At 72.0% G+C, this 20,241-nt stretch carries 17 protein-coding genes; 14 read left to right on the forward strand and 3 right to left on the reverse strand.

Annotated features, from left to right (window positions below):
- The first annotated feature begins 9 nt into the window (after window positions 1–9).
- From kdpB to DEJ23_RS07425, 8 genes are all read left to right on the forward strand, one after another.
- On the forward strand, window positions 10–2,124 hold the full coding sequence (kdpB, locus tag DEJ23_RS07390; RefSeq protein ID WP_258375332.1) for a potassium-transporting ATPase subunit KdpB: 2,115 nt from the start codon (window positions 10–12) through the stop codon (window positions 2,122–2,124).
- Between the two features lie 3 nt (window positions 2,125–2,127).
- Window positions 2,128–2,733: a potassium-transporting ATPase subunit KdpC gene (gene kdpC / locus DEJ23_RS07395; protein ID WP_111239641.1), complete on the forward strand. Its 606-nt coding sequence runs from the start codon at window positions 2,128–2,130 to the stop codon at window positions 2,731–2,733.
- A gap of 121 nt (window positions 2,734–2,854) precedes the next feature.
- Window positions 2,855–5,347 carry an ATP-binding protein gene (locus tag DEJ23_RS07400; protein ID WP_111239642.1) on the forward strand — a complete coding sequence of 831 codons (2,493 nt, stop codon included), beginning with the start codon at window positions 2,855–2,857 and terminating at the stop codon, window positions 5,345–5,347.
- A complete protein-coding gene (locus tag DEJ23_RS07405) occupies window positions 5,344–6,042 on the forward strand; it encodes a response regulator (RefSeq protein WP_111239643.1) in 699 nt (232 codons plus the stop codon). Before DEJ23_RS07400 ends, DEJ23_RS07405 begins: the two co-directional genes overlap by 4 nt.
- Before the next feature lie 46 nt (window positions 6,043–6,088).
- Window positions 6,089–6,766, forward strand: a complete 678-nt coding sequence (locus DEJ23_RS07410; protein ID WP_111239644.1) for a response regulator transcription factor — start codon at window positions 6,089–6,091, stop codon at window positions 6,764–6,766.
- Window positions 6,759–8,105, forward strand: coding sequence for a HAMP domain-containing sensor histidine kinase (locus tag DEJ23_RS07415; RefSeq protein WP_258375333.1), 1,347 nt, complete (start codon window positions 6,759–6,761; stop codon window positions 8,103–8,105). The genes DEJ23_RS07410 and DEJ23_RS07415 overlap by 8 nt, the downstream gene beginning before the upstream one ends.
- Before the next feature lie 76 nt (window positions 8,106–8,181).
- Window positions 8,182–8,805: a PepSY domain-containing protein gene (locus DEJ23_RS07420; RefSeq protein WP_111239645.1), complete on the forward strand. Its 624-nt coding sequence runs from the start codon at window positions 8,182–8,184 to the stop codon at window positions 8,803–8,805.
- 254 nt (window positions 8,806–9,059) lie between these two features.
- Window positions 9,060–9,782 carry an alpha/beta hydrolase gene (locus DEJ23_RS07425; RefSeq protein WP_181429170.1) on the forward strand — a complete coding sequence of 241 codons (723 nt, stop codon included), beginning with the start codon at window positions 9,060–9,062 and terminating at the stop codon, window positions 9,780–9,782.
- A 75-nt stretch (window positions 9,783–9,857) separates the two neighbouring features.
- On the opposite strand, the gene DEJ23_RS07430 is transcribed toward DEJ23_RS07425, so the two are convergent.
- Complete coding sequence (locus DEJ23_RS07430; RefSeq protein WP_111239772.1) at window positions 9,858–11,207, reverse strand: APC family permease; 1,350 nt, start codon at window positions 11,205–11,207, stop codon at window positions 9,858–9,860.
- Window positions 11,208–11,456: 249 nt separating this feature from the next.
- On the opposite strand from DEJ23_RS07430, the gene DEJ23_RS07435 reads away from it, so the two are divergent.
- The 3 genes from DEJ23_RS07435 to DEJ23_RS07445 all read left to right on the forward strand — a co-directional run bounded on the left by DEJ23_RS07435 (window position 11,457) and on the right by DEJ23_RS07445 (window position 15,709).
- Window positions 11,457–12,206: an HAD family phosphatase gene (locus DEJ23_RS07435; RefSeq protein ID WP_111239646.1), complete on the forward strand. Its 750-nt coding sequence runs from the start codon at window positions 11,457–11,459 to the stop codon at window positions 12,204–12,206.
- A 48-nt stretch (window positions 12,207–12,254) separates the two neighbouring features.
- Window positions 12,255–14,765, forward strand: a complete 2,511-nt coding sequence (locus tag DEJ23_RS07440; protein ID WP_111239647.1) for a glycoside hydrolase family 65 protein — start codon at window positions 12,255–12,257, stop codon at window positions 14,763–14,765.
- 176 nt (window positions 14,766–14,941) lie between these two features.
- Window positions 14,942–15,709 carry an SDR family NAD(P)-dependent oxidoreductase gene (locus tag DEJ23_RS07445; protein ID WP_111239648.1) on the forward strand — a complete coding sequence of 256 codons (768 nt, stop codon included), beginning with the start codon at window positions 14,942–14,944 and terminating at the stop codon, window positions 15,707–15,709.
- A 2-nt stretch (window positions 15,710–15,711) separates the two neighbouring features.
- Here DEJ23_RS07445 and DEJ23_RS07450 read toward each other — a convergent pair whose 3' ends face one another.
- Entirely contained in the window at window positions 15,712–15,876 is a 165-nt protein-coding gene (locus DEJ23_RS07450) for a hypothetical protein (RefSeq protein ID WP_258375334.1), read from the reverse strand.
- Between the two features lie 108 nt (window positions 15,877–15,984).
- Between DEJ23_RS07450 and DEJ23_RS07455 the strand changes: the two genes are divergently transcribed.
- The 3 genes from DEJ23_RS07455 to DEJ23_RS07465 all read left to right on the forward strand — a co-directional run bounded on the left by DEJ23_RS07455 (window position 15,985) and on the right by DEJ23_RS07465 (window position 18,552).
- On the forward strand, window positions 15,985–16,557 hold the full coding sequence (locus DEJ23_RS07455) for a transcriptional regulator (RefSeq protein ID WP_111239649.1): 573 nt from the start codon (window positions 15,985–15,987) through the stop codon (window positions 16,555–16,557).
- The gene (locus DEJ23_RS07460) at window positions 16,554–17,873 is read left to right on the forward strand and encodes an MFS transporter (protein WP_111239650.1); all 1,320 of its coding nucleotides are present in this window, start codon (window positions 16,554–16,556) and stop codon (window positions 17,871–17,873) included. The genes DEJ23_RS07455 and DEJ23_RS07460 overlap by 4 nt, the downstream gene beginning before the upstream one ends.
- Window positions 17,874–18,087: 214 nt before the next feature.
- On the forward strand, window positions 18,088–18,552 hold the full coding sequence (locus DEJ23_RS07465; RefSeq protein ID WP_111239651.1) for a hypothetical protein: 465 nt from the start codon (window positions 18,088–18,090) through the stop codon (window positions 18,550–18,552).
- Between the two features lie 123 nt (window positions 18,553–18,675).
- Here the strand turns inward: DEJ23_RS07465 and DEJ23_RS07470 are convergent, their stop codons facing one another.
- A complete protein-coding gene (locus DEJ23_RS07470; protein ID WP_111239652.1) occupies window positions 18,676–20,148 on the reverse strand; it encodes an NCS2 family permease in 1,473 nt (490 codons plus the stop codon).
- Window positions 20,149–20,241 lie beyond the last annotated feature (93 nt).

The raw sequence follows: 20,241 nt of genomic DNA on the forward strand, positions 1-20,241 counted from the left end.
GCCGAACCCATGTCCAGCCCGACCCCCTCGTCCACCGCAGCCGGTGCGGCGGAGGCGACCAGCGCCTCCCGGCCGGTCACCCGCTCGTCCGCCTTCGGGCCCCGTCAACTGGCGGCGGGCCTCCCGGGCGCACTCCGCAAGCTCGATCCGCGGCTCATGTGGCGGAACCCCGTCATGTTCATCGTCGAGGTGGGCGCCGCGCTCACCACGGTGACCGCCTTCGTCGAGCCGTCGGTCTTCACCGCCGCCATCGCGGTCTGGCTCTGGCTCACGGTGGTCTTCGCCAACCTGGCCGAAGCCGTCGCCGAGGGCCGTGGCAAGGCGCAGGCCGACACCCTCCGGAAGACGCGGTCGACCACCAGCGCCCGCCGGGTGCTCCGGTGGGACGCGGCCGACCCCGCAGCCCTGACCAACGACACCGAGGAGATCGCCTCGGTCGACCTGGCGAAGGGGGACGTCGTGGTCGTCGTCGCCGGCGAGGTGATCCCCGGCGACGGCGACGTGGTCGAGGGCATCGCGAGCGTCGACGAGTCCGCCGTCACCGGCGAGTCCGCACCCGTCATCCGGGAGTCCGGCGGCGACCGCAGCGCCGTCACGGGCGGGACCCGGGTGCTGTCCGACCGGATCGTGGTACGCATCACCTCGACCCCGGGCGAGACGTTCATCGACCGGATGATCCGCCTGGTCGAGGGGGCCGCGCGCCAGAAGACGCCGAACGAGATCGCGCTGAACATCCTGCTCGCGTCGCTGTCGATCGTGTTCGTGATCGTCTGCCTGACGATGCAGCCCATCGCCGGGCTCGTCGGCGCGACGGTCAGCGTGCCGGTGCTCATCGCACTGCTCGTCTGCCTCATCCCGACCACCATCGGCGCGCTGCTCTCGGCGATCGGCATCGCCGGCATGGACCGGCTCGTGCAGCACAACGTGCTCGCGATGTCCGGACGTGCGGTCGAGGCGGCGGGTGACATCACGACGCTGCTCCTCGACAAGACGGGCACCATCACGTACGGCAACCGGCGGGCGTCCCGCGTGGTGCCCGTGCCCGGCGTGACCGAGTCGGAGCTCATGGCGGCGGCCGCGCTCTCGAGCGCCGCCGACGGCACGCCGGAGGGGCGTTCCATCGTGGAGCTGGCGGTGGCCGCGGGGGTCACCACCGGACTGCCGACCGGCGCCGTCGAGGTGCCGTTCACCGCACAGACCCGCATGTCGGGCGTCGACCTCGTCGACGGTTCCTCGGTCCGCAAGGGCGCCGCCGCCGCGGTCCTCGCCTGGGCGGGTGCCGCGGAGGTCGGGACCGTCTCCGCGATCGACGCCACGGTCGCGGAGATCTCCGACCAGGGCGGGACACCGCTCGTCGTCGGACGTCGCGACGCCGGCGGGGTCGTCACCCTGCTCGGGGTCGTGCACCTCAAGGACGTCGTGAAGGACGGCATGGCCGCCCGGTTCGCCGAACTGCGGAGCATGGGCATCCGCACGGTGATGATCACCGGTGACAACCCGCGCACCGCCGCCGCGATCGCCGCCGAGGCCGGGGTCGACGACTTCCTGGCCGAGGCGACGCCGGAGGACAAGCTCGCCCTCATCAAGCGGGAGCAGGAGGGCGGGAACCTCGTCGCGATGACCGGTGACGGCACGAACGACGCCCCCGCGCTCGCGCAGGCCGACGTCGGCGTCGCGATGAACACCGGGACGACCGCGGCGAAGGAGGCCGGCAACATGGTCGACCTCGACTCCGACCCGACGAAGCTCATCGACGTCGTCCGGATCGGCAAGCAGCTGCTCATCACCCGCGGCGCGCTGACGACCTTCTCGATCGCCAACGACATCGCCAAGTACTTCGCGATCATCCCCGCGATGTTCCAGGCGGCGTTCCCGGGCCTCGGGGCACTCAACGTGATGGGTCTGCACAGCCCGTCGTCGGCGATCCTGTCGGCCGTCGTGTTCAACGCCCTCGTCATCGTGGCGCTCATCCCGCTCTCCCTGCGGGGCGTGCGCTACCGGGCGGCCTCGGCGTCGTCCGTCCTCGGCCGCAACCTCCTGGTCTACGGACTCGGCGGCGTGGTCGTCCCCTTCATCGGCATCAAGTTGATCGACCTCGTGGTCGGTCTCATCCCGGGGTTCTAGACCATGGCTTCCTCCTCTCGCTCCTTCCTCCGCTCCACCGGTGTGGCCGTGCGCCTCACCCTCCTGTCGACCGTCGTCCTCGGCGTCGCCTACCCGCTCGCGGTGTGGGGCGTCGGCCAGGCCGCGTTCCACGACCAGGCGAACGGCTCGATGGTCACCGACTCGTCCGGCAACGCGGTCGGCTCGTCCCTGATCGGGCAGTCCTTCGCCGCTGACGACGCCGATCGATGGTTCCAGTCGCGGCCGAGCGCCGCGGGCGAGGACGGCTACGACGCGAACGCCTCGTCCGGCTCGAACCTCGGCCCGAACAACCCCGACCTGCTGCAGAGCATCGAGGAGCGCCGCGAGGCCGTGGCGAAGGCCGACGGGGTGCCCGCGTCGGACGTCCCCGCCGACGCGGTCACCGCCTCGGGCTCGGGCCTCGACCCGCACATCAGCCCGGAGTACGCGCTGCAGCAGGTGTCCCGGGTGGCCGACGCCCGGGGCATGTCGGAGTCGACGGTACGGGCGCTCGTCGAGCAGCACACCGAGTCGCGGCAGCTCGGGTTCCTCGGCGAGCCGGTCGTCAACGTGCTCGAGCTGAACCTGGCGCTGGCGAAGGCGCGCTGACGCCGGCCCGGCCCGCGGATCGCGCCCCCGAACGGACGTCGCGCCCAGTCACACCGGGGCGCGACGTCCGATCCAGGGCGCGATCGACCACCACCAACCCGAACAGCGAGAGGATGAGCACGTGAAGCGCGGGAAACTCCGGGTGCTGCTCGGCGCCGCCCCCGGTGTCGGCAAGACGTACACGATGCTCGAAGAGGGGCACCGGCTGCGTGCCGAGGGCCGGGACGTGGTCGTCGCCGTCGTCGAGACGCACGAGCGTGCCGCCACCGCCGCGCTCGTCGACGGGCTCGAGGTCATCCCGCGCCGGGTCGTCGAGCACCGTGGTGTCGCACTCGACGACATGGACCTCGACGCCGTGGTGGCCCGCGCCCCCGACGTCGCCCTCGTCGACGAGCTCGCGCACACGAACGCCCCCGGCAGCCCGAACGAGAAGCGCTGGCAGGACGTCGAGGTGCTGCTGGCCGCCGGCATCAGCGTCATCTCGACGGTGAACATCCAGCACATGCAGTCCCTCGGCGACGTCGTCCGCGAGATCACCGGCACGGTGCAGCGCGAGACCGTCCCCGATGCCGTGGTCCGCGCCGCCGACCAGATCGAGGTCGTCGACCTGTCCCCGGCGTCCCTGCGCGAACGGCTCTCGGACGGGCTGGTCTACCCGGCCGCGCGCATCGACGCCGCGCTCTCGAACTACTTCCGGCTCGGCAACCTCACCGCCCTGCGCGAGATCGCGCTGCTCTGGCTCGCCGACGAGGTCGACGACGCACTCAAGGCCTACCGCGCCGAGCACGGCATCGACCACCGCTGGGAGACCCGCGAGCGCGTCCTCGTCGCACTCACCGGCGGCCCCGAGGGCGAGACGCTCCTGCGACGGGGCGCCCGCATCGCCGCCCGGAGCGCCGGCGGGGAGCTCGCCGCCGTGCACGTCACGACGAACGACGGGCTCCGCGAGCGGCACCCAGGGGCGCTCGGCAAGCAGCGCACCCTGCTCGAACAACTCGGTGGCACGTACCACCAGGTCGTCGGCGACGACGTGCCGTCGACGCTCGTGCGGTTCGCGAAGTCGGTCGACGCGACCCAGATCGTGATCGGCGTGAGCCGCCGCAGCCGGCTCGCGGCGGCGCTGACCGGTCCGGGCATCGGCAACACGGTCGTGCGCGAGTCGGGTGACATAGACGTGCACGTCGTCACCCACGAGCGAGCCGGCGGCGGGTTCGCGCTGCCGAAGCTCGGTGGGAGCCTGTCGCGCGGCCGGATCGCGGCGGCGTTCGCGGTCTCGCTGATCCTCGGCCCACTGCTCACCTGGGCGCTGTCGTTCGGCAGCGACCCGGACTCGATCACGGTCGACGTCCTGGCGTACCAGCTGCTCGTGCTCGTGGTCGCGCTCACCGGCGGGATGTGGCCGGCGGTGTTCACCGCGGTGCTGTCCGGGCTGAGCCTCGACTACTTCTTCGTGCAACCCCTCTACATGGTCACCGTCCAGCAGCCGTGGCACCTGGTGGCGCTCGTGATGTACGTGATCAGCGCCGTCCTGGTCAGTTTCGTGGTCGACCGGTCCGCCCGTCGCAGCCGTGCTGCACGACGGGCGGCGGCCGAGTCGGGGCTCCTCGTCGGGATCGCCGGCAGCGTCCTCCGCGGCGACGACGCCCTGCAGGCGCTGCTCGACCGTACCCGCGAGGCGTTCGGCTTCAGCGGCGTGCGGATCCGGCAGGGCGACGAGGTCCCGGCCACGTCCGGGACCTTCGCCGACGGTGCGGACGCGACCACGAGCCTCCCGTCCGGCGCCGTCCTCGAGTTCGCGGGCGCACCCGACGACCCGACCCAGCGCCGACTGCTGCGCGTCGTCGAGCAGCAGCTCGACGCGGCGGTGGAGCACCGCCGGCTCAGCCGCACCGCGGTCGACGCGGAGCGGATCGCAGCGGCGGACCGGGTGCGGAGCGCGATCCTCGCGGCGGTCGGCCACGACGTGCGCCGACCGATCGCCGCGGCGTCCGCCGCCGTGCAGACGCTGCGGGCCGCCGACATCCAGTTGTCGACGGTCGACCGGGAGGCGCTGCTCGCCACCGCCGACGAGAGCCTCAGTCAACTGGCGGTGCTGTTGGCCGACCTGCTCGACGTGAGCCGCGTGCAGGCCGGGGTGCTCGCCGTCACCCCCGTGCCCACCGCGCTCGAGACGGTGGTCGCCCCCGCACTCGACGAACTCGAACTCGGTCCGGACGACGTCGACCTCGACCTGCCCGCCGAGCTGCCGCCCGTCCTCGCCGACCCCGTGTTGCTGCAGCGCGTCGTCGTGAACCTGCTCGCGAACGCGTCCCGCTACGCCCCGGAGGGCACACGCGTCCGCGTCGCGGCGAGCGCCTTCGGCGGCGGGGTCGAACTCCGCGTCGCCGACCGCGGACCCGGCATCCCCGAGGACCGGCGAGACCAGGTGTTCCAGCCCTTCCAACGGCTCGGCGACACCGACAACGAGACCGGCCTCGGGCTGGGGCTCGCGCTCGCACGCGGCTTCACCGAGGGCATGGGCGGCACGATCGAGGTCGACGACACCCCCGGCGGCGGACTCACCGTCGTCGTGCGGCTGCCGATCGCCGGACACCTGGAAGTGGATGTCAAGTGAGCACCAAGGTCCTCATCGCCGACGACGACGCGCAGCTCGTCCGCGCGCTGTCCGTCACGCTCGCCGCCCGCGGGTACGAGGTCGTCACCGCCCGTGACGGCCGCGCCGCGATCGACGCCGTGATCACCGAGCGGCCGGACATCGTCATGCTCGACCTCGGCATGCCGCGCCTCGACGGCATCGGGGTGCTCGAGGGCATCCGCGCCTGGTCGCAGGTGCCGGTGCTCGTGCTCTCCGGGCGGACCGACTCGTCGGACAAGGTCGACGCCCTCGACGCCGGCGCCGACGACTACGTGACGAAGCCGTTCCAGATGGACGAGCTGCTCGCCCGGCTGCGGGCGCTCGCCCGGCGGCAGGCGACGGCGGCGGCGACCGCGGGTGCGACGCCGACGGTGACGATCGGCGACCTCGTGGTGGACCTCGTCGCGAAGCAGGTGACCCCGCCGTCGGGCCCTGCGATCCGGCTCACCCCGACCGAGTGGCGGTTGCTCGAGGTCCTCGTGACGAACCCGGGCCGGCTGATGACCCGCGAGATGCTCCTGACCGAGGTGTGGGGTCCGACGCACGGCAACGACTCCGGGTACCTGCGCCTGTACATGGCGCAGCTGCGGCGGAAGCTCGAGCCCGAGCCGTCGCACCCGCGGTTCCTCGTGACCGAGTCGGGCATGGGGTACCGGTTCGACCCGACGGGCTGACCGCCGGCTTCAGCGCCGCTTCAGGACGCCACGCCATGCTCGGACGATGCGGGTGCTGGTGGTCGACGACGAGGTCCGGCTCGCCGACGGCATCCGCACCGGGCTGCAGGCCGAGGGGTTCGCGGTCGACGTCGCCCACGACGGCGTCGACGGGCTCTGGTACGCCCGCGAACACACGTACGACGCGATCGTGCTCGACCTGATGATGCCCGGCCTGAGCGGTTGGAAGGTCTGCGAGACGCTGCGTGCCGAGCAGGACTGGACCCCGGTGCTCATGCTCACGGCCAAGGACGGTGAGTGGGACCAGGTCGACGCCCTCGACGCCGGAGCCGACGACTACGTGACGAAGCCGTTCTCGTTCCCGGTGCTGGTGGCCCGTCTCCGTGCGCTCGTCCGGAGGGGGTCCCGCGAACGCCCCACGGTCCTCCAGGCGGGGGACCTGCGGCTGGACCCGGCGGAGCGACGCGTCTGGCGGGGCGAGGTCCTGCTCGACCTGACGAGCCGGGAGTTCGCGGTCCTCGAGTACCTGATGCGGCACCCCGGGCAGGTGCTCGGCAAGCGCGAGGTCATCGCGAACGTCTGGGACGACGACTTCGCGGGGGACCCGAACATCGTCGAGGTGTACGTCGGACACCTCCGCAGGAAGGTCGACCGGCCGTTCGGCCGGACAGCGATCGAGACCGTCCGCGGGGCCGGGTACCGCCTCGACGCCGACGGTGGTTGAGCGCGGACCGGGGCGGTCGCGCCGGCCCGCGTCGATCCGCGCCCGTGCGACGGGAGGCGCGGCGCTCGTCGTCCTCCTCGCCCTGGTGATCGGGGCGGTCGCCTTCGTCGCCGTGCTGCGCGGGTCGCTGACGGACGGTGTGCGGTCGGCAGCCGAGCAGACCCTCGACGGCCTCGCCGCCCGCGTCGAGACCGACGGTGCCGCCGCGGTCCGCGCCGAGGACGACGACGTCCTCGCCCAGCTGCAGGACGCCGACGGTCGGGTGCTGGCCCGGAGCGAGGACGGCCCGGACCAGCCCCTCGACGCCGACGCGGACGACGGCTACCGGCACGACGGCGAACGCTGGCTCCTCGTCACCGACGACGTCGACCTGCCCGCGGGCGGTGACGCCGTCCTCGTCGTCGGCGCGCCGCTCGAGGACACCGACGCGGCCGTCCGCACCACCACCGTGCTGCTCGTCGTCGCTGTCCCGGTCGTCGTGGCGCTCATGTCGCTCGTGACGTGGTCCGTCGTCGGTCGGGCGCTCCGACCGGTCGACCGGATGCGCCGCGAGGTCGACGACATCGAGGGCGCGAACCTGGACGCACGCGTCGCCGAACCCGGCTCCGGGGACGAGGTCGACCGGCTCGCCGCGACGATGAACCGGATGCTCGGGCGCCTCGAGGCGTCGCAGCAGGCACAGCGGCAGTTCGTCTCGGACGCCTCGCACGAACTCCGCTCGCCGCTGGCGACGATCCGGCAGCACGCCGAGGTCGCCCGCGCGCACCCGGAGGCCACCGGCACCGCCGAACTCGCCGACGTCGTCCTCGACGAGGGTGCCCGTCTGCAGGACCTCGTCGAGTCGCTGCTCCTGCTCACCCGGGTCGACGAACGTGGTCGGGACCGTGACCGTGCGGTGGACCTCGACGACCTCGTGTTCGCCGAGGCATCGCGCGCACGGTCCGCGCACGGTCCGACCGTGCGGATCGACGTGTCCGGGGTCGCACCGGCACGCGTGCGCGGCGACGACCGGCTGCTCGCGCGGGTGGTGCGGAACCTCGTCGACAACGCCGTCCGGCACGCCGAGCAGTTGGTCGTCCTCGGCCTCGGAGCCACCGGCGACAGCGCCGTCCTCACGGTGGACGACGACGGGCACGGGATCCCGGAGTCCGACCGGTCCCGCGTGTTCGAGCGGTTCGTCCGGCTCGACGAGGGGCGTGCTCGAGACGCCGGCGGTTCGGGCCTCGGGCTCGCGATCGTCGACGCCGTCGTGCGGGCGCACGGCGGGGACGTCGCCGTGTCGGCAGCGCCCGGCGGGGGAGCGCGGTTCACCGTCCGGCTGCCCCTCCAGCAGGACTGACCGGGGCACGCGCCGTCCCGGTGTCGCCCCAGGTCGCTTCAGGTCTGCTTCAGCGCCCGGTCCACATGGTGGGTGCATGCACACCACCACGATGAAGACCACCGCCCGCCGTACCGCACTGCTCGCCGCGCTCCCGCTGGTCGGGGCCCTGGCGCTCGCCGGGTGCGCGACGGACGACGACGATCGGGACGACGCCGCGGGTCCCGCAGCACCGGTGCCCTCGGTGTCGGCGAGCACGGGTGCCGCGACCACTGCCGCGGCGTCGAACGACGCACTCGAGGCCGCCGCCGCGACCGCTCGCGACGCCGTCGGCTCCGGCACCGTGACCTCGATCGAGCAGGAGGCCGGCGGCAGCTCGTGGGAGGTCGTCGTCGTCAGCTCCGACGGCACCGAGCAGGAGGTGCACGTCGACGCCGACGGGAAGCGCACGACCGCTGGTCCGACGAAGGAGCCGGCGGACGCCGACGACGCCGCGGAGAACGAGCGCTTCGTCGGGGCCGCGGACCTCTCGGTCACCGATGCCGCCTCGGCGCTCACCGACACGGTCGCGGGGACCGTCACCGAGCTCGGCCTCGACGACCACGCGGGCAAGGTCGTCTGGGAGGGTGACGTCGTCGACGGCTCCGGCACGAAGCACAGCGTCCGCATCGACGCCGGCAGCGGGAAGGTCGTCACGAGCACGGTCGACACCGACGACTGACCCGCTGAGCCGCGACCGTCGCGGACCGGCCGGGCCGGCCCCTGCGCTGTCGATGGAGCAGGAACAGTCGGGTGCCGGCGAACCACTCGACGACGTCTGCTCCATCGATGGCCGGCGGAGGACCTGCGATCGGCGCGACGCCCCGGAGGCACGGCGGCGGTAGCGTCGAGCCGTGACGATCGAGCTGCGCCGGGTCGGCACGAGACCGTGATGCGCCGCGACCTCGCCGGGGTCGAACGACGGGAGGACCGCCCGTGAACCGCGCCCTGCGCTGGACCGCCTGGACCGTCACCGTCGTGGTGCTGCTCGCCGTGGTGTTCCTGGTGTACGCCAACACCGTCATGCAGGGCACCCGCAGCGCCGCGCTGCAGGTCTGGCGTGACGACCGCGTGGCCGTCCGCGACGCCGTTGACAGCGTCGTGATGACCCCGACCGGCACCGCCGACGGAGAAGGGATCGTCTTCATCCCCGGCGCGAAGGTCGACCCGTACGCGTACCTGGCGACCTTCCGGCAGGTGGTCGCGTCCGGCACGACGGTCGTCATCACGAAGCCGACGCTCAACCTCGCCTTCTTCGACACCCGACCACTGTCGACCTTCGAGGGGCATGCCCCGCAGGTCACCACCTGGGCGGTCGGCGGCCACTCGCTCGGCGGCGTCCGGGCGTGCCAGCTCGCGCAGGACGCCGACGGCCTGCTGCTCCTCGGCAGCTACTGCGCGGACGACATCGCCCGCTCGTCCATCCGCGTCCTCAGCGTCTCCGGTTCCCGCGACGGCCTCTCCACCCCGGAGAAGGTCGCCGCCGCCCGGCACCTCCTGCCGTCCACAGCGACCGTGACCGAGGTCGAGGGCGCCAACCACGCCGACTTCGGCGCCTACGGCGACCAGCCCGGCGACCGCACGGCGACGATCCCGCGCGAGGACGCGCGGGCGCAGATCAGCGCGGCGATCGAGGACTGGGTGCGCACCCTGGGCTGACGTGACCAGACGACGGACGGGAGGCTCGGTGCCAGCTGGCACCGAGCCTCCCGTCCGTCACGTGGTCCGAGCCCGTCAGTGGATGCGGCCCGCCTCGTGGTCGCGGCCGCTCCGGCGGCCCGTCGCCCGGGCGATGAAGTACAGCACCACGCCCACGGCGAGGAGCAGGGCGGCGTACAGCCAGACCTGCCCGCTCTGCTGCGTGAGCAGCAGGATGCAGGATGCGACGCCGAGCACCGGCACCCACGTCCACACACGGAAGTGGTCGTGCTCGACCCTGTCCTTGCGCAGCACCAGGACGGCGACGTTCGTGCTGATGAACACGAAGAGCAGCAGGAGCACGACGGTCTCGGCGAGCGTGCCGACGTCGCCGACGAGCGTCAGGACCATCGCGACGACGGTCGTCGCGATGATGGCGACCCACGGGGTCTTCCGGTTCGGCAGGACCTTGGCGAGGACGGCGGGCAGGAGCCGCTGCTCGGCCATGCCGTAGGTCACGCGGCTCGACATGATCATGGTGAGGAGCGCGCCGTTCGCCACCGCGACGAGGGCGATGATGCTGAACACCCAGTCCGGGATCGGGACGCCCGTGGCCGAGACCACGGCGAGGAGCGGACCGCTCGACTCGGAGAGCTCCGAGGCGGGCAGGGCGATCGAGCTCGCGAGCGCGACGAGCACGTAGACGACGCCTGCCGTGGCGAGGGCGCCGAACAATGCGCGGGGGTAGACGCGGCGGGGCTCGCGGACCTCCTCGGCGACGTTCGCCGAGGTCTCGAAGCCGACGAACGAGTAGTAGGCGACGATCGCGGCGCTGAGGGTCGCCAGCGCGGGGTTCGCGTCGGCCGGGAACGCGCCGACGCGGGAGACGTCGCCGCCCCCGCCACCGAGCATCACCGCGACCACGACGATGACGATGACCAGGCCGGAGACCTCGATGATCGTCATGACGACGTTGCTCTTGAGCGAGTCGGAGATGCCGCGCGCATTCAGGCACGCGATGAGCGCGAGGAACACGATGGCGGTCGGCACCGGCGGCAGGTCGACGAACGTGCCGAGGTAGTCGCCGGCGAACGCCAGGGACAGGCCGGCGGCGCTCGTGACACCGGCGGCGAGCATGCTGAAGCCGACGAGGAACGACACGATCGGCGTCTTGTACGCCCGTTCGGCGAACACCGCGGCGCCACCCGCCTTCGGGTACTTCGTGACGAGCTCGGCGTAGGAGCCCGCGGTCAGCAGCGCCAGGAGCAACGCGAGGACCAGCGGCGCCCAGAGCGCACCGCCGACGTCCTTCGACAGGGTGCCCATCAGGGCGTAGATGCCGGCGCCGAGCACGTCGCCGAGGATGAAGAGGAACAGGAGCGGGCCGGTGATCGCCTGCTTGAGCTTCGAGCCGCTCTGCGCGGGAGCGCTGGTGTCGCTGGTCATGGTGGTGCCTTCCGTCCGGCCCAGCGTCACGACCGACGGCTCCCAGGATTCTCGGATCATCCGCTGCACGCGGCGCGCGGTCCGGTGCTGGCTCCTGCACGGACGACGACTGACGTGAACTCTCTCCACAGCACTCCGGCGAGCCTGAGCGCCGGCGCTGGAGCGGTCCTAGACTCGCCTGGAACGACCGAGCACGACTCCCGTGGTCCGCACCGGACCCACCACCCCACCAGTCCACGGAGGATGCCCATGACGACGCCGGACCGGCGCTCACCAGCGCGACTCGCCGACACGCGGGCGCTCCTGTTCGACCTGGACGGTGTCCTCACCCCCACCGCGGACGTGCACATGCGCGCCTGGAGCCGGCTGTTCACCCCGTTCCTGGTGGCGCACGGCGCCCGGCCGTACAGCCAGCAGGACTACTTCGACCACATCGACGGCAAGCCCCGGTACGACGGCGTCCGCTCCCTGCTCGAGTCGCGGGGCATCGACCTGCCGCAGGGGACGCCGGACGACGCCCCGGGCAGCGACACCGTCTGTGCGCTCGGCAACCGGAAGAACGCCGAGTTCACCGCGGAGCTGACCGAGCACGGCGTCGAGCCGTACCCGGGTTCGCTCCGGTTCCTCGTCGCCGCGATCGCCGCCGGCATGCGGGTCGCCGTCGTCTCGAGCTCGGCGAACGCCACCGCGGTGCTCCGGACCGCCGGGATCCTCGACCACTTCCCCGTCGTGGTCGACGGCCTGGTCGCACGCCAGGACGGCCTGACCGGCAAGCCCGCGCCGGACACCTACCTCGACGCCGCCGGCCGCTTCGGGCTGGCCCCGGCGGAGTGCGTCGTGGTCGAGGACGCCACGAGCGGTGTCGAAGCCGGTCGGAACGGTGCCTTCGGCCTCGTCGTCGGCGTCGACCGCGGTGCCGGTGCCGACGCACTGCGCGAGCACGGGGCCGATGTCGTCGTGCGCGACCTCGCCGAGCTCGTCGACCAGCTCCCGCGCTGACCGCGGCCCTCGTCCAGACCCCGAACTCCCTCCCACGGAGCACACTGCATGAACCCCATCACGTCTGATCCCCTCGACCGCGTCCGCTACCCGGTCGACGAGTGGGCGCTCGTCGAGACCGAGTACACCCCGGACGAGCAGGGCGTCGCGGAGACGAACTTCGCGGTCGGCAACGGCTACCTCGGCCTGCGCGGCAACCTCGACGAGGGCCGCGGCGGCGTGCAGTACGGCACGTACATCAACGGGTTCCACGAGACGTGGCCGATCCGGCACGCCGAGGACGCCTTCGGCTTCGCGAAGACCGGACAGACGATCATCAACGCGCCGGATGCCAAGGTCATCCGGCTCTACGTCGACGACGAGCCGCTCGTCCTGGCCGAGGCCGACATCCTCCGGCACACCCGGCGCCTCGAGTTCCGCGGCGGGTACCTCTACCGCGAGACCGAGTGGTCGACCCCGTCCGGCAAGCGCGTGCTCATCCGCTCGCGCCGACTGGTGTCCTTCACCGACCGGCACCTCGCGGTCATCGACTACGAGGTCACCGTGCTCGACGGCGACGCCTCGATCCTGCTCTCGAGCCAGATCCTCAACCGGCAGGACGTGCAGGACGAGTACCACGCCGGCATGCGGGCGGCGGCGAACGCCTTCGACCCGCGCAAGGCCGAGGCGTTCCACGAGCGCGTCCTCGAGCCGAAGCTCAAGCGCGGTACCGGCGGCCGGTCCCTGCTCGGCTACCAGGCGGTGAGCTCCGGCATGACGATCTGCGTCGGCGTGGAACACCACCTGGAAACCGAGAACAGCTGGGACGAGGCCTCGTCGATCGACGACGACCTCGCAAAGCACGTCTACCGGGTGCAGGCACGTGCCGGGGTGCCGATCCGGCTCGTGAAGCACATGGTCTACCACACCTCGCGTGGGGTGCCGGCTCGAGAGCTCGCGGACCGTTGTGACCGCACGCTCGACCGGGCACACGCCGAGACGGTGGACGAGACCTTCGCGAAGCAGCGCGCGTGGATGGACGACTACTGGACGCGCAGCGACGTCGAGATCCCGGGCCAGCCGGCGATCCAGCAGGCGGTCCGGTGGAACCTGTTCATGCTCGCGCAGGCGACGGCCCGCACGGACGGGCACGGCATCGCGGCGAAGGGCGTCACGGGCTCCGGCTACGGCGGCCACTACTTCTGGGACATGGAGATCTACGTCCTGCCGTTCCTGTCGTACACGGCGCCGATCGTCGCCCGGAACGCGTTGCGCTTCCGCTACAACATGCTCGACGCGGCCCGGTCCCGTGCCCGTGAGCTGAACCAGCGCGGAGCGCTCTTCCCGTGGCGGACGATCAACGGCGAGGAGTCCAGCGCGTACTACGCCGCCGGCACGGCGCAGTACCACATCGACGCGGACATCGCCCATGCGCTCATGCAGTACGTGCGGGCCTCCGGTGACACCGAGTTCCTGAAGCGTGGGGCGATCGACATCCTGGTCGAGACCGCCCGTCTGTGGTCCGACCTGGGCTTCTGGCGGTCGAACGGCGACAAGAAGTTCCACATCGACGGCGTCACCGGACCCGACGAGTACACGACCGTCGTCGACGACAACCTGTACACGAACGTCATGGCGCGGGCGAACCTGTGGTTCGCCGTGAACGCCTGCCGCGAGCTCGCGGTCGACGACCCGGAGGAGTACGGCCGCATGGTCCGGCGCACCGGGCTGGTCGACGACGAGCTGACCGAGTGGGAGCACGCAGCCGAGTCGATGGAGATCCCCTTCGACCCGCACCGCGGCATCCACCCGCAGGACGCCCAGTTCCTCGACAAGGAGCTCTGGGACCTCGAGAACACCCCGGACTCCAAGCGGCCGCTGCTGCTGCACTACCACCCGCTGGTCATCTACCGGTTCCAGGTGCTCAAGCAGGCCGACGTCGTGCTCGCGCTGTTCCTGCAGGGCCACGAGTTCACGGCGGCCGAGAAGCGCCGTGACTTCGACTACTACGACGCGCTCACCACCGGTGACTCGACGCTCTCCGCGGTGGTGCAGTCGATCATGGCTGCGGAGGTCGGCTACCACGACCTGGCGGCGCAGTACTTCCTGACGGCGCTCTACGTCGACCTCGCCGACCTGCACGGCAACACCTCGGACGGCGTGCACATCGCGTCGACGGGCGGCATCTGGGGTGCGCTGGTCAACGGCTTCGGCGGCATGCGCGACCACGGCGGGCGGATGACCTTCAACCCGCGGCTGCCGATGGACTGGGAGCGGCTGACCTACCGCATCCAGGTCCACGGATCACGCATCCGGATCGACCTGGAAGAGGAGGCGATGACCTTCACGGTCGAGACCGGCGAGGGCTTCACGGCGTGGGTGCACAACCAGCAGTGGGACATCACGCCGGGTGCGCCGACGGTCGTACCGCTGCCGCACCACGGTCCGAGGATGACCGGGCACGCTCCGACGACGAGCGACATCCAGGGCACCCTGCGGGCGGACGGCTCCGTCATCACCGCGTCGGTCCCCATGATCTCCCTCGACCGGACCGTCGACATCGACGAGACCACCGCCTGACCAACGGACCCGTCTCCCCCCCCCTGGTGCCCGTCGCAGCTCGTGCTGCGGCGGGCACCGTCGTCCTCGGCGCACCGCCTGCACGTGCGTCCAGTCGCCTCCGGGCACCGTGGCGTCCGTGCCCCCGGGCCGACGGCGTCTCCTGCGGCACGGCAGCGCAACGAGAGGAGACACACATGGACAAGCGGTTCGAGGGCAAGGTCGCGATCGTCACCGGAGCGGGCTCGGGCATCGGTGCGGCGACCGCGCGGGCCTTCGTCGACGAGGGGGCGGACGTCCTGCTCGTGGACAGTGTCGAGGACAAGGTCCGAGCGGTCGCGGACAGCCTGCCGACCGGTCGCGCCGTCGCCCTGCAGGCCGACGTCGCCGACCCCGCGGCATGGGAGACGATCGTCTCGGACGCGGTCGACCGCTGGGACCGCATCGACGTGCTCGTGAACAACGCGGGGACGTTCACCTCCGGTGACATCACGGACATCGAGCCCGACGAGTGGCGCCGCGTGATCGACACGGACCTGTCGAGCGTGTTCTTCGGCACGCGGGCGGCGCTGCCGTTCCTGCGCGAGACGAAGGGGTCGGTCGTGAACACGTCCTCCGTGTCCGGGGAGGACGCCGACTGGCGGATGAGCCCCTACAACGCGGCGAAGGGCGGTGTCTCGAACTTCACGAAGGCCGCGGCGCTCGACAACGGGCAGTTCGGCGTCCGGGTGAACGCGGTGGCGCCGGGGCTCATCTGGACGGACATGACCCAGCAGCAGGCCGAGGACGAGGAACTCCAGCACCAGTTCGCGGAGCGGGTGTCGCTCGGCCGGGGCGGTCGGCCGGAGGAGGTCGCCGCGGCGGTCTTGTTCCTGGCCAGCGACGCCGCGTCCTACATCACGGGAGCGATCCTGCCGGTGGACGGCGGGACGACCGCGAGCAACGGGCAGCCGGCGCAGGCCTGACGTCAGCCGTCGCGGAGGTCGGGTTCGTCGGCGACGAGCTCGACCTTCACTCGTTCGCCGTCCTCGAGGAACGCAGCGTGGTGCTCCGGACCTCCGGCGAACGGGTGTCGGTCCTCGTAGAGGCGGTGCCACCCGTTCGCGGGCGCGTCCTCCCACAGCGTCTGCACGTCGACCGTGGTGCCGGCGTGGAAGGCGAGGTGGGACAGGCCGGGGCGTCTCCGGTCAGTAGCACAAGAACCATTGCGCAACTGCTCTTGTGCAACTACGGTCGAGCCATGGACGTCCAGCGACTCGACGACGCGGCGCACATGCGCGCGCTCGCCCACCCGACCAGGTTGCGACTCGTCGGTCTGCTGCGGACCGGTGGTCCGCAGACCGCGGCGATGCTCGGCGACCAGGTCGACGAGGCGCCGGGGACGATCAGCTACCACTGCAAGCGCCTGGCCGACGCAGGGTTCATCGAGCCTGCGCCCGAGCTCGGCACCGACCGGCGTGAGCGCTGGTGGCGGGCGGTCGCACAGCACACGTCGTGGAACCTGGCGGACGCGCTCGACGACCCGGACCGGATGCTCGCCGCGACCGCGCTCGACCACACCGTCGCCCAGGCGTACGCCGCGGAGTACACGGCGTTCATCGACGCGGTGCCCGCACTCGGGCGGGAGTGGGTGGCGGCCTCGAACAGCAGCGACCGGTCGCTCCGGCTCACCGTCGACGAACTGCGTGCGCTCGGCGCGGAACTCCAGGGCGTCCTCGACCGGTGGGAGGCCCGGAGCGTGGAACACGAGCCGGGCGACGGGTCCGAGCGCGTCACCGCCGTCGTGCAGAGCTACCGGTCGGCCCGCCCGTGAACGCGCACTGGCGGTTGCGGTCGCTCCTCGCAGTGCAGGTGGTCTCGCGGACCGGCAACGTCGCGACGACGATCGCCGTGCCGTTCGTCGTCCTGTCGCGCGGCGGTTCCGCGACCGACGTCGGGGTCGCGGCGTTCGCGGCGACGCTGCCGATCGTCCTCGGGGGAGCGTTCGGCGGGGTGCTCGTCGAGCGCGTCGGCTTCGTCCGGTCGAGCGTGGTCTCCGACGTCGTCAGTGCCGTGACGCTGCTCGCGGTACCGGTCCTCGCCTGGACGGTCGGACTGCCAGCGTGGGGGTTGCTCGTCCTCGTGTTCCTCGGCGGGCTCTTCGACACCCCGGGGGAGTCCGGCCGACGGGTGCTCCTGCCCGGACTCGCGACTGCCGCGGGCATCCCGCTCGAGCGGGCGGTGGGGCACTTCGAGGCGTCGGTCCGGTTCTCCGTGCTGCTCGGGGCGCCGGCTGCGGGGCTGCTCGTCGGAGCGCTCGGACCGCTGTCGGCGCTCACCGTGACCGCCGGTGTGTTCGGCGCGGCTGCGCTGCTCGCCGCCGTCACGCTGCGCGGCGCCGGGGTCGCCCCGGTGGCCGGTGCGGAGCCCGCGGAGCCGTCGGCCGGGTACTGGCGTGACCTCGGCGCCGGACTGCGCTTCTGCGTGCGGGACCCGCTCTTCCGGCTCCTGATCGCCCTCGTGCTCGTCACGAACCTGCTCGACGCCGCCCGCTCCACCGCGCTCCTGCCGCTGTACGCCGACCGGGTGCTCGGCGGGGCGCAGGCACTCGGCATCGTCAGCGGGACCTTCGGCGGGGCGGCCTTCGTCGGGTCGCTCGCGTTCGGGTACGTGGCGCACCGGGTGCCCCGCCGGATCACCTTCGTGGTCTGCTTCGTCCTCGCCGGTGGGCCGTCGCTCGTGGTGCCCGCGCTCGGCCTCGGGCTGCCGTGGGTGCTCGGCGCGTGCGTGCTGTCCGGCTTCGCAGCGGGGGCGCTCAACCCGATCCTCGGGGCGGTCGAGCTCGAGCGGATCCCGTCGCACATGCGGGCGCGGGTGTTCGGGCTGCTCTCCGCCGGGTCGTGGGCGGGCATCCCCCTCGGTGGACTGGCCGGTGGCGTCGCGGCGGACGCCATCGGGGTCACGGCGACGTTCGGAGTGGTCGCGGTCGTCTACACGGTCGTGACGCTCTCGCCGCTGCTGGGCGGGTCATGGCGGTCGATGGAGCGGCAGGCCCCGACGGAGTCCGGCCGGCCCGACGAGCGTGACGGGCAGGGCGGGGGCGAGGGCGCTCTCGTGCTCAGAACACGTTCTGAACAGCGTGAGGCATGACGTTGCTCACCGCGCCCGCCGTTCCGCCGTCCCGCGGCCCCTGCGGAGCGTCGGCAGCTCGAACGCAAGCGCGGCGAGCGCATCTGGTGCACGGTCGACGAGGACACCCGGACCGTGCACGTCCTCGCGGCCCACACACACCATCCGAACGCGACCGAGTAGGGGGACGGGCTTGCTCGGAGCGGCCCGAGCACTGCTCCGGTAGACGAGGAGCATGACGGACGAGCGGAACGACGACGGACAGGGCCCGGACGACGCACACGTGGTGCCCGAGGGGGTGTCCGAGGCCACGGTCGAGGCCCTCGGCACCCTGTCGGCCGCGGTCGAGGTGCTCGAGCACGCGCGGGGGCTCCTCTACGGGTTCCACCGGCTCACGGGCACGGCGGACCTCAACCTCGGCGAGGCCGTTGAGCAGCTCCGGAAGGCCGGGCACACCGAGCTCGCCGAGCGGATCGACACCGAGCTGGTGGGCCGCAACGTGATCGACGGGCGGTGGACGTTCCAGATCGTCGAGGACTACGACGACAACTACTACGCGCTCGCCAAGGAGCTCGAGCAGACCGCGCGCGACCAGCTCGTCGGCGGCAAGCGGCACCTGTACGAGGCGAGCATGAAGGAGGACCGGCGCACCGCCGGACGTCGCCGCCACGAAGCCGGGCCGGCCGACCTGCCGGACTGAGGCCGCGCCTCCCGGCCGGACGCACCGGACGACACGAGACGCCCCCGTCGACGCGAGACGCCCCCGGATTCGGGGGCGTCTCGACGGTTCGGGGGCGTCTCGGCAGAGCGAGTGGAGCCCCCCCTACCCGACGCCGAGCAGGCCCTCGAGCGGCCCGCGCGCGAAGTACAGCAGGAAGCCCGCGGCGACCACGTAGAGCAGCCACGAGACCTCGCGCCCGCGGCCGGACAGCAGCTTGATGAGCACCCAGCTGATGAAGCCCGCGCCGATGCCGTTCGCGATCGAGTAGGTCAGCGGCATCACGACGATCGTCAGGAACGCCGGCAGCGCCGCCCCGAAGTCGGTCCACCCGATGTCCTTCACCTGCGCGACCATGAGCGCACCGACGACCACGAGCCCGGCGGCCGCGACCTCGAGCGGGACGACCTGGGTGAGCGGCGTGAGGAACATCGACGCCAGGAACAGCAGCCCGGTCACGACCGAGGCCATGCCCGTCCGGGCGCCCTCGCCGATGCCGGAGGCGGAGTCGATGAACACCGTGTTCGACGACACCGATGCGCCACCACCGGCGATGGCACCGGCGCCCTCGACGACGAGCGCCGACTTCAGCCGCGGGAAGGTGCCGTCCGGCTTCGCGACGCCGGCCGCCTTGGCGAGACCGGTCATGGTGCCCATGGCGTCGAAGAAGTTCGTGAAGACGAGGGTGAAGACGAGCATCGACGCGGCGACCGGGCCGATGCGGGTGAACGCGCCGAAGACGTCCGCGTGCCCGACGAGCGACAGGTCCGGCAGGGCGAACAGGGCGTTCGGCAGGCCGGGGGCGTTGAGGTTCCAGCCGGTGGGGGAGTCGACCGAGGTGGGGACCTTGAAGATCGCCTGCAGGATGATCGCGATGATCGTGGTGCCGACGATGCCGATGAGCAGCGCGCCCTTGACGCGGCGCGCCATGAGCGTGCCGATGATCACGAGTCCGATGAGGAAGACGATGGTCGGCAGCGCGCCGACGGACCCGTCCTCACCGAGCTGCAGGGGCGGCGACGCCATCGTCGTGGTGCGCACGAAGCCGGAGTCGACCAGGCCGATGAACGCGATGAACAGGCCGATGCCGACGGTGATCGCGGCCTTGAGCTGCGCCGGCACCGCCGTGAAGATCATCGTCCGGATGCCGGTCAGCGCGAGGATGACGATGACGATGCCGTTGATGACGACGAGGCCCATCGCCTCGGCCCAGGTCACCTGCTGCACGACGCTCACGGCCAGGAACGAGTTGATCCCGAGGCCGGCCGCGATGCCGAACGGCAGGTTCGCGACGAGGCCCATCAGGATCGTCATGACGCCGGCGACGAGCCCGGTGGCGGCCGCGACCTGCGCGTTCTGCAACCAGCCGCCGAGGACGTCCTGCGGCGCCTGGTCCTGGCTGAACCCGCCGAGGATGAGCGGGTTGAGGATGACGATGTACGCCATCGTCACGAAGGAGACGAGGCCACCGCGGACTTCACGGGGGATGCTCGAGCCGCGCTGGGTGATCGAGAAGTAGCGGTCGAGGCCGGACGCGAAGCGGTTCCGGGGTGGGGTGTCGGTCTGCTGGGCGCTCACCGAACGAGTTTACAGAACGCTGAGAGCGCGGCGGGTCGCCCTGGTACCACCCGGTCGGCCGGGAGGCACGGCACACCTCGACGGGGTACGGCG

It is taken from the genome of Curtobacterium sp. MCSS17_008, assembly GCF_003234185.1.
Lineage (GTDB): Bacteria > Actinomycetota > Actinomycetes > Actinomycetales > Microbacteriaceae > Curtobacterium.

Coding starts and splice junctions, on each gene's coding strand:
- kdpB (WP_258375332.1), top strand. CDS start 10: ATGTCCAGCCCGACCCCCTCGTCCACCGCAGCCGGTGCGGCGGAGGCG.
- kdpC (WP_111239641.1), top strand. CDS start 2,128: ATGGCTTCCTCCTCTCGCTCCTTCCTCCGCTCCACCGGTGTGGCCGTG.
- DEJ23_RS07410 (WP_111239644.1), top strand. CDS start 6,089: ATGCGGGTGCTGGTGGTCGACGACGAGGTCCGGCTCGCCGACGGCATC.
- DEJ23_RS07420 (WP_111239645.1), top strand. CDS start 8,182: ATGCACACCACCACGATGAAGACCACCGCCCGCCGTACCGCACTGCTC.
- DEJ23_RS07430 (WP_111239772.1), bottom strand. CDS start 11,207: ATGACCAGCGACACCAGCGCTCCCGCGCAGAGCGGCTCGAAGCTCAAG.
- DEJ23_RS07435 (WP_111239646.1), top strand. CDS start 11,457: ATGACGACGCCGGACCGGCGCTCACCAGCGCGACTCGCCGACACGCGG.
- DEJ23_RS07440 (WP_111239647.1), top strand. CDS start 12,255: ATGAACCCCATCACGTCTGATCCCCTCGACCGCGTCCGCTACCCGGTC.
- DEJ23_RS07445 (WP_111239648.1), top strand. CDS start 14,942: ATGGACAAGCGGTTCGAGGGCAAGGTCGCGATCGTCACCGGAGCGGGC.
- DEJ23_RS07455 (WP_111239649.1), top strand. CDS start 15,985: ATGGACGTCCAGCGACTCGACGACGCGGCGCACATGCGCGCGCTCGCC.
- DEJ23_RS07465 (WP_111239651.1), top strand. CDS start 18,088: ATGACGGACGAGCGGAACGACGACGGACAGGGCCCGGACGACGCACAC.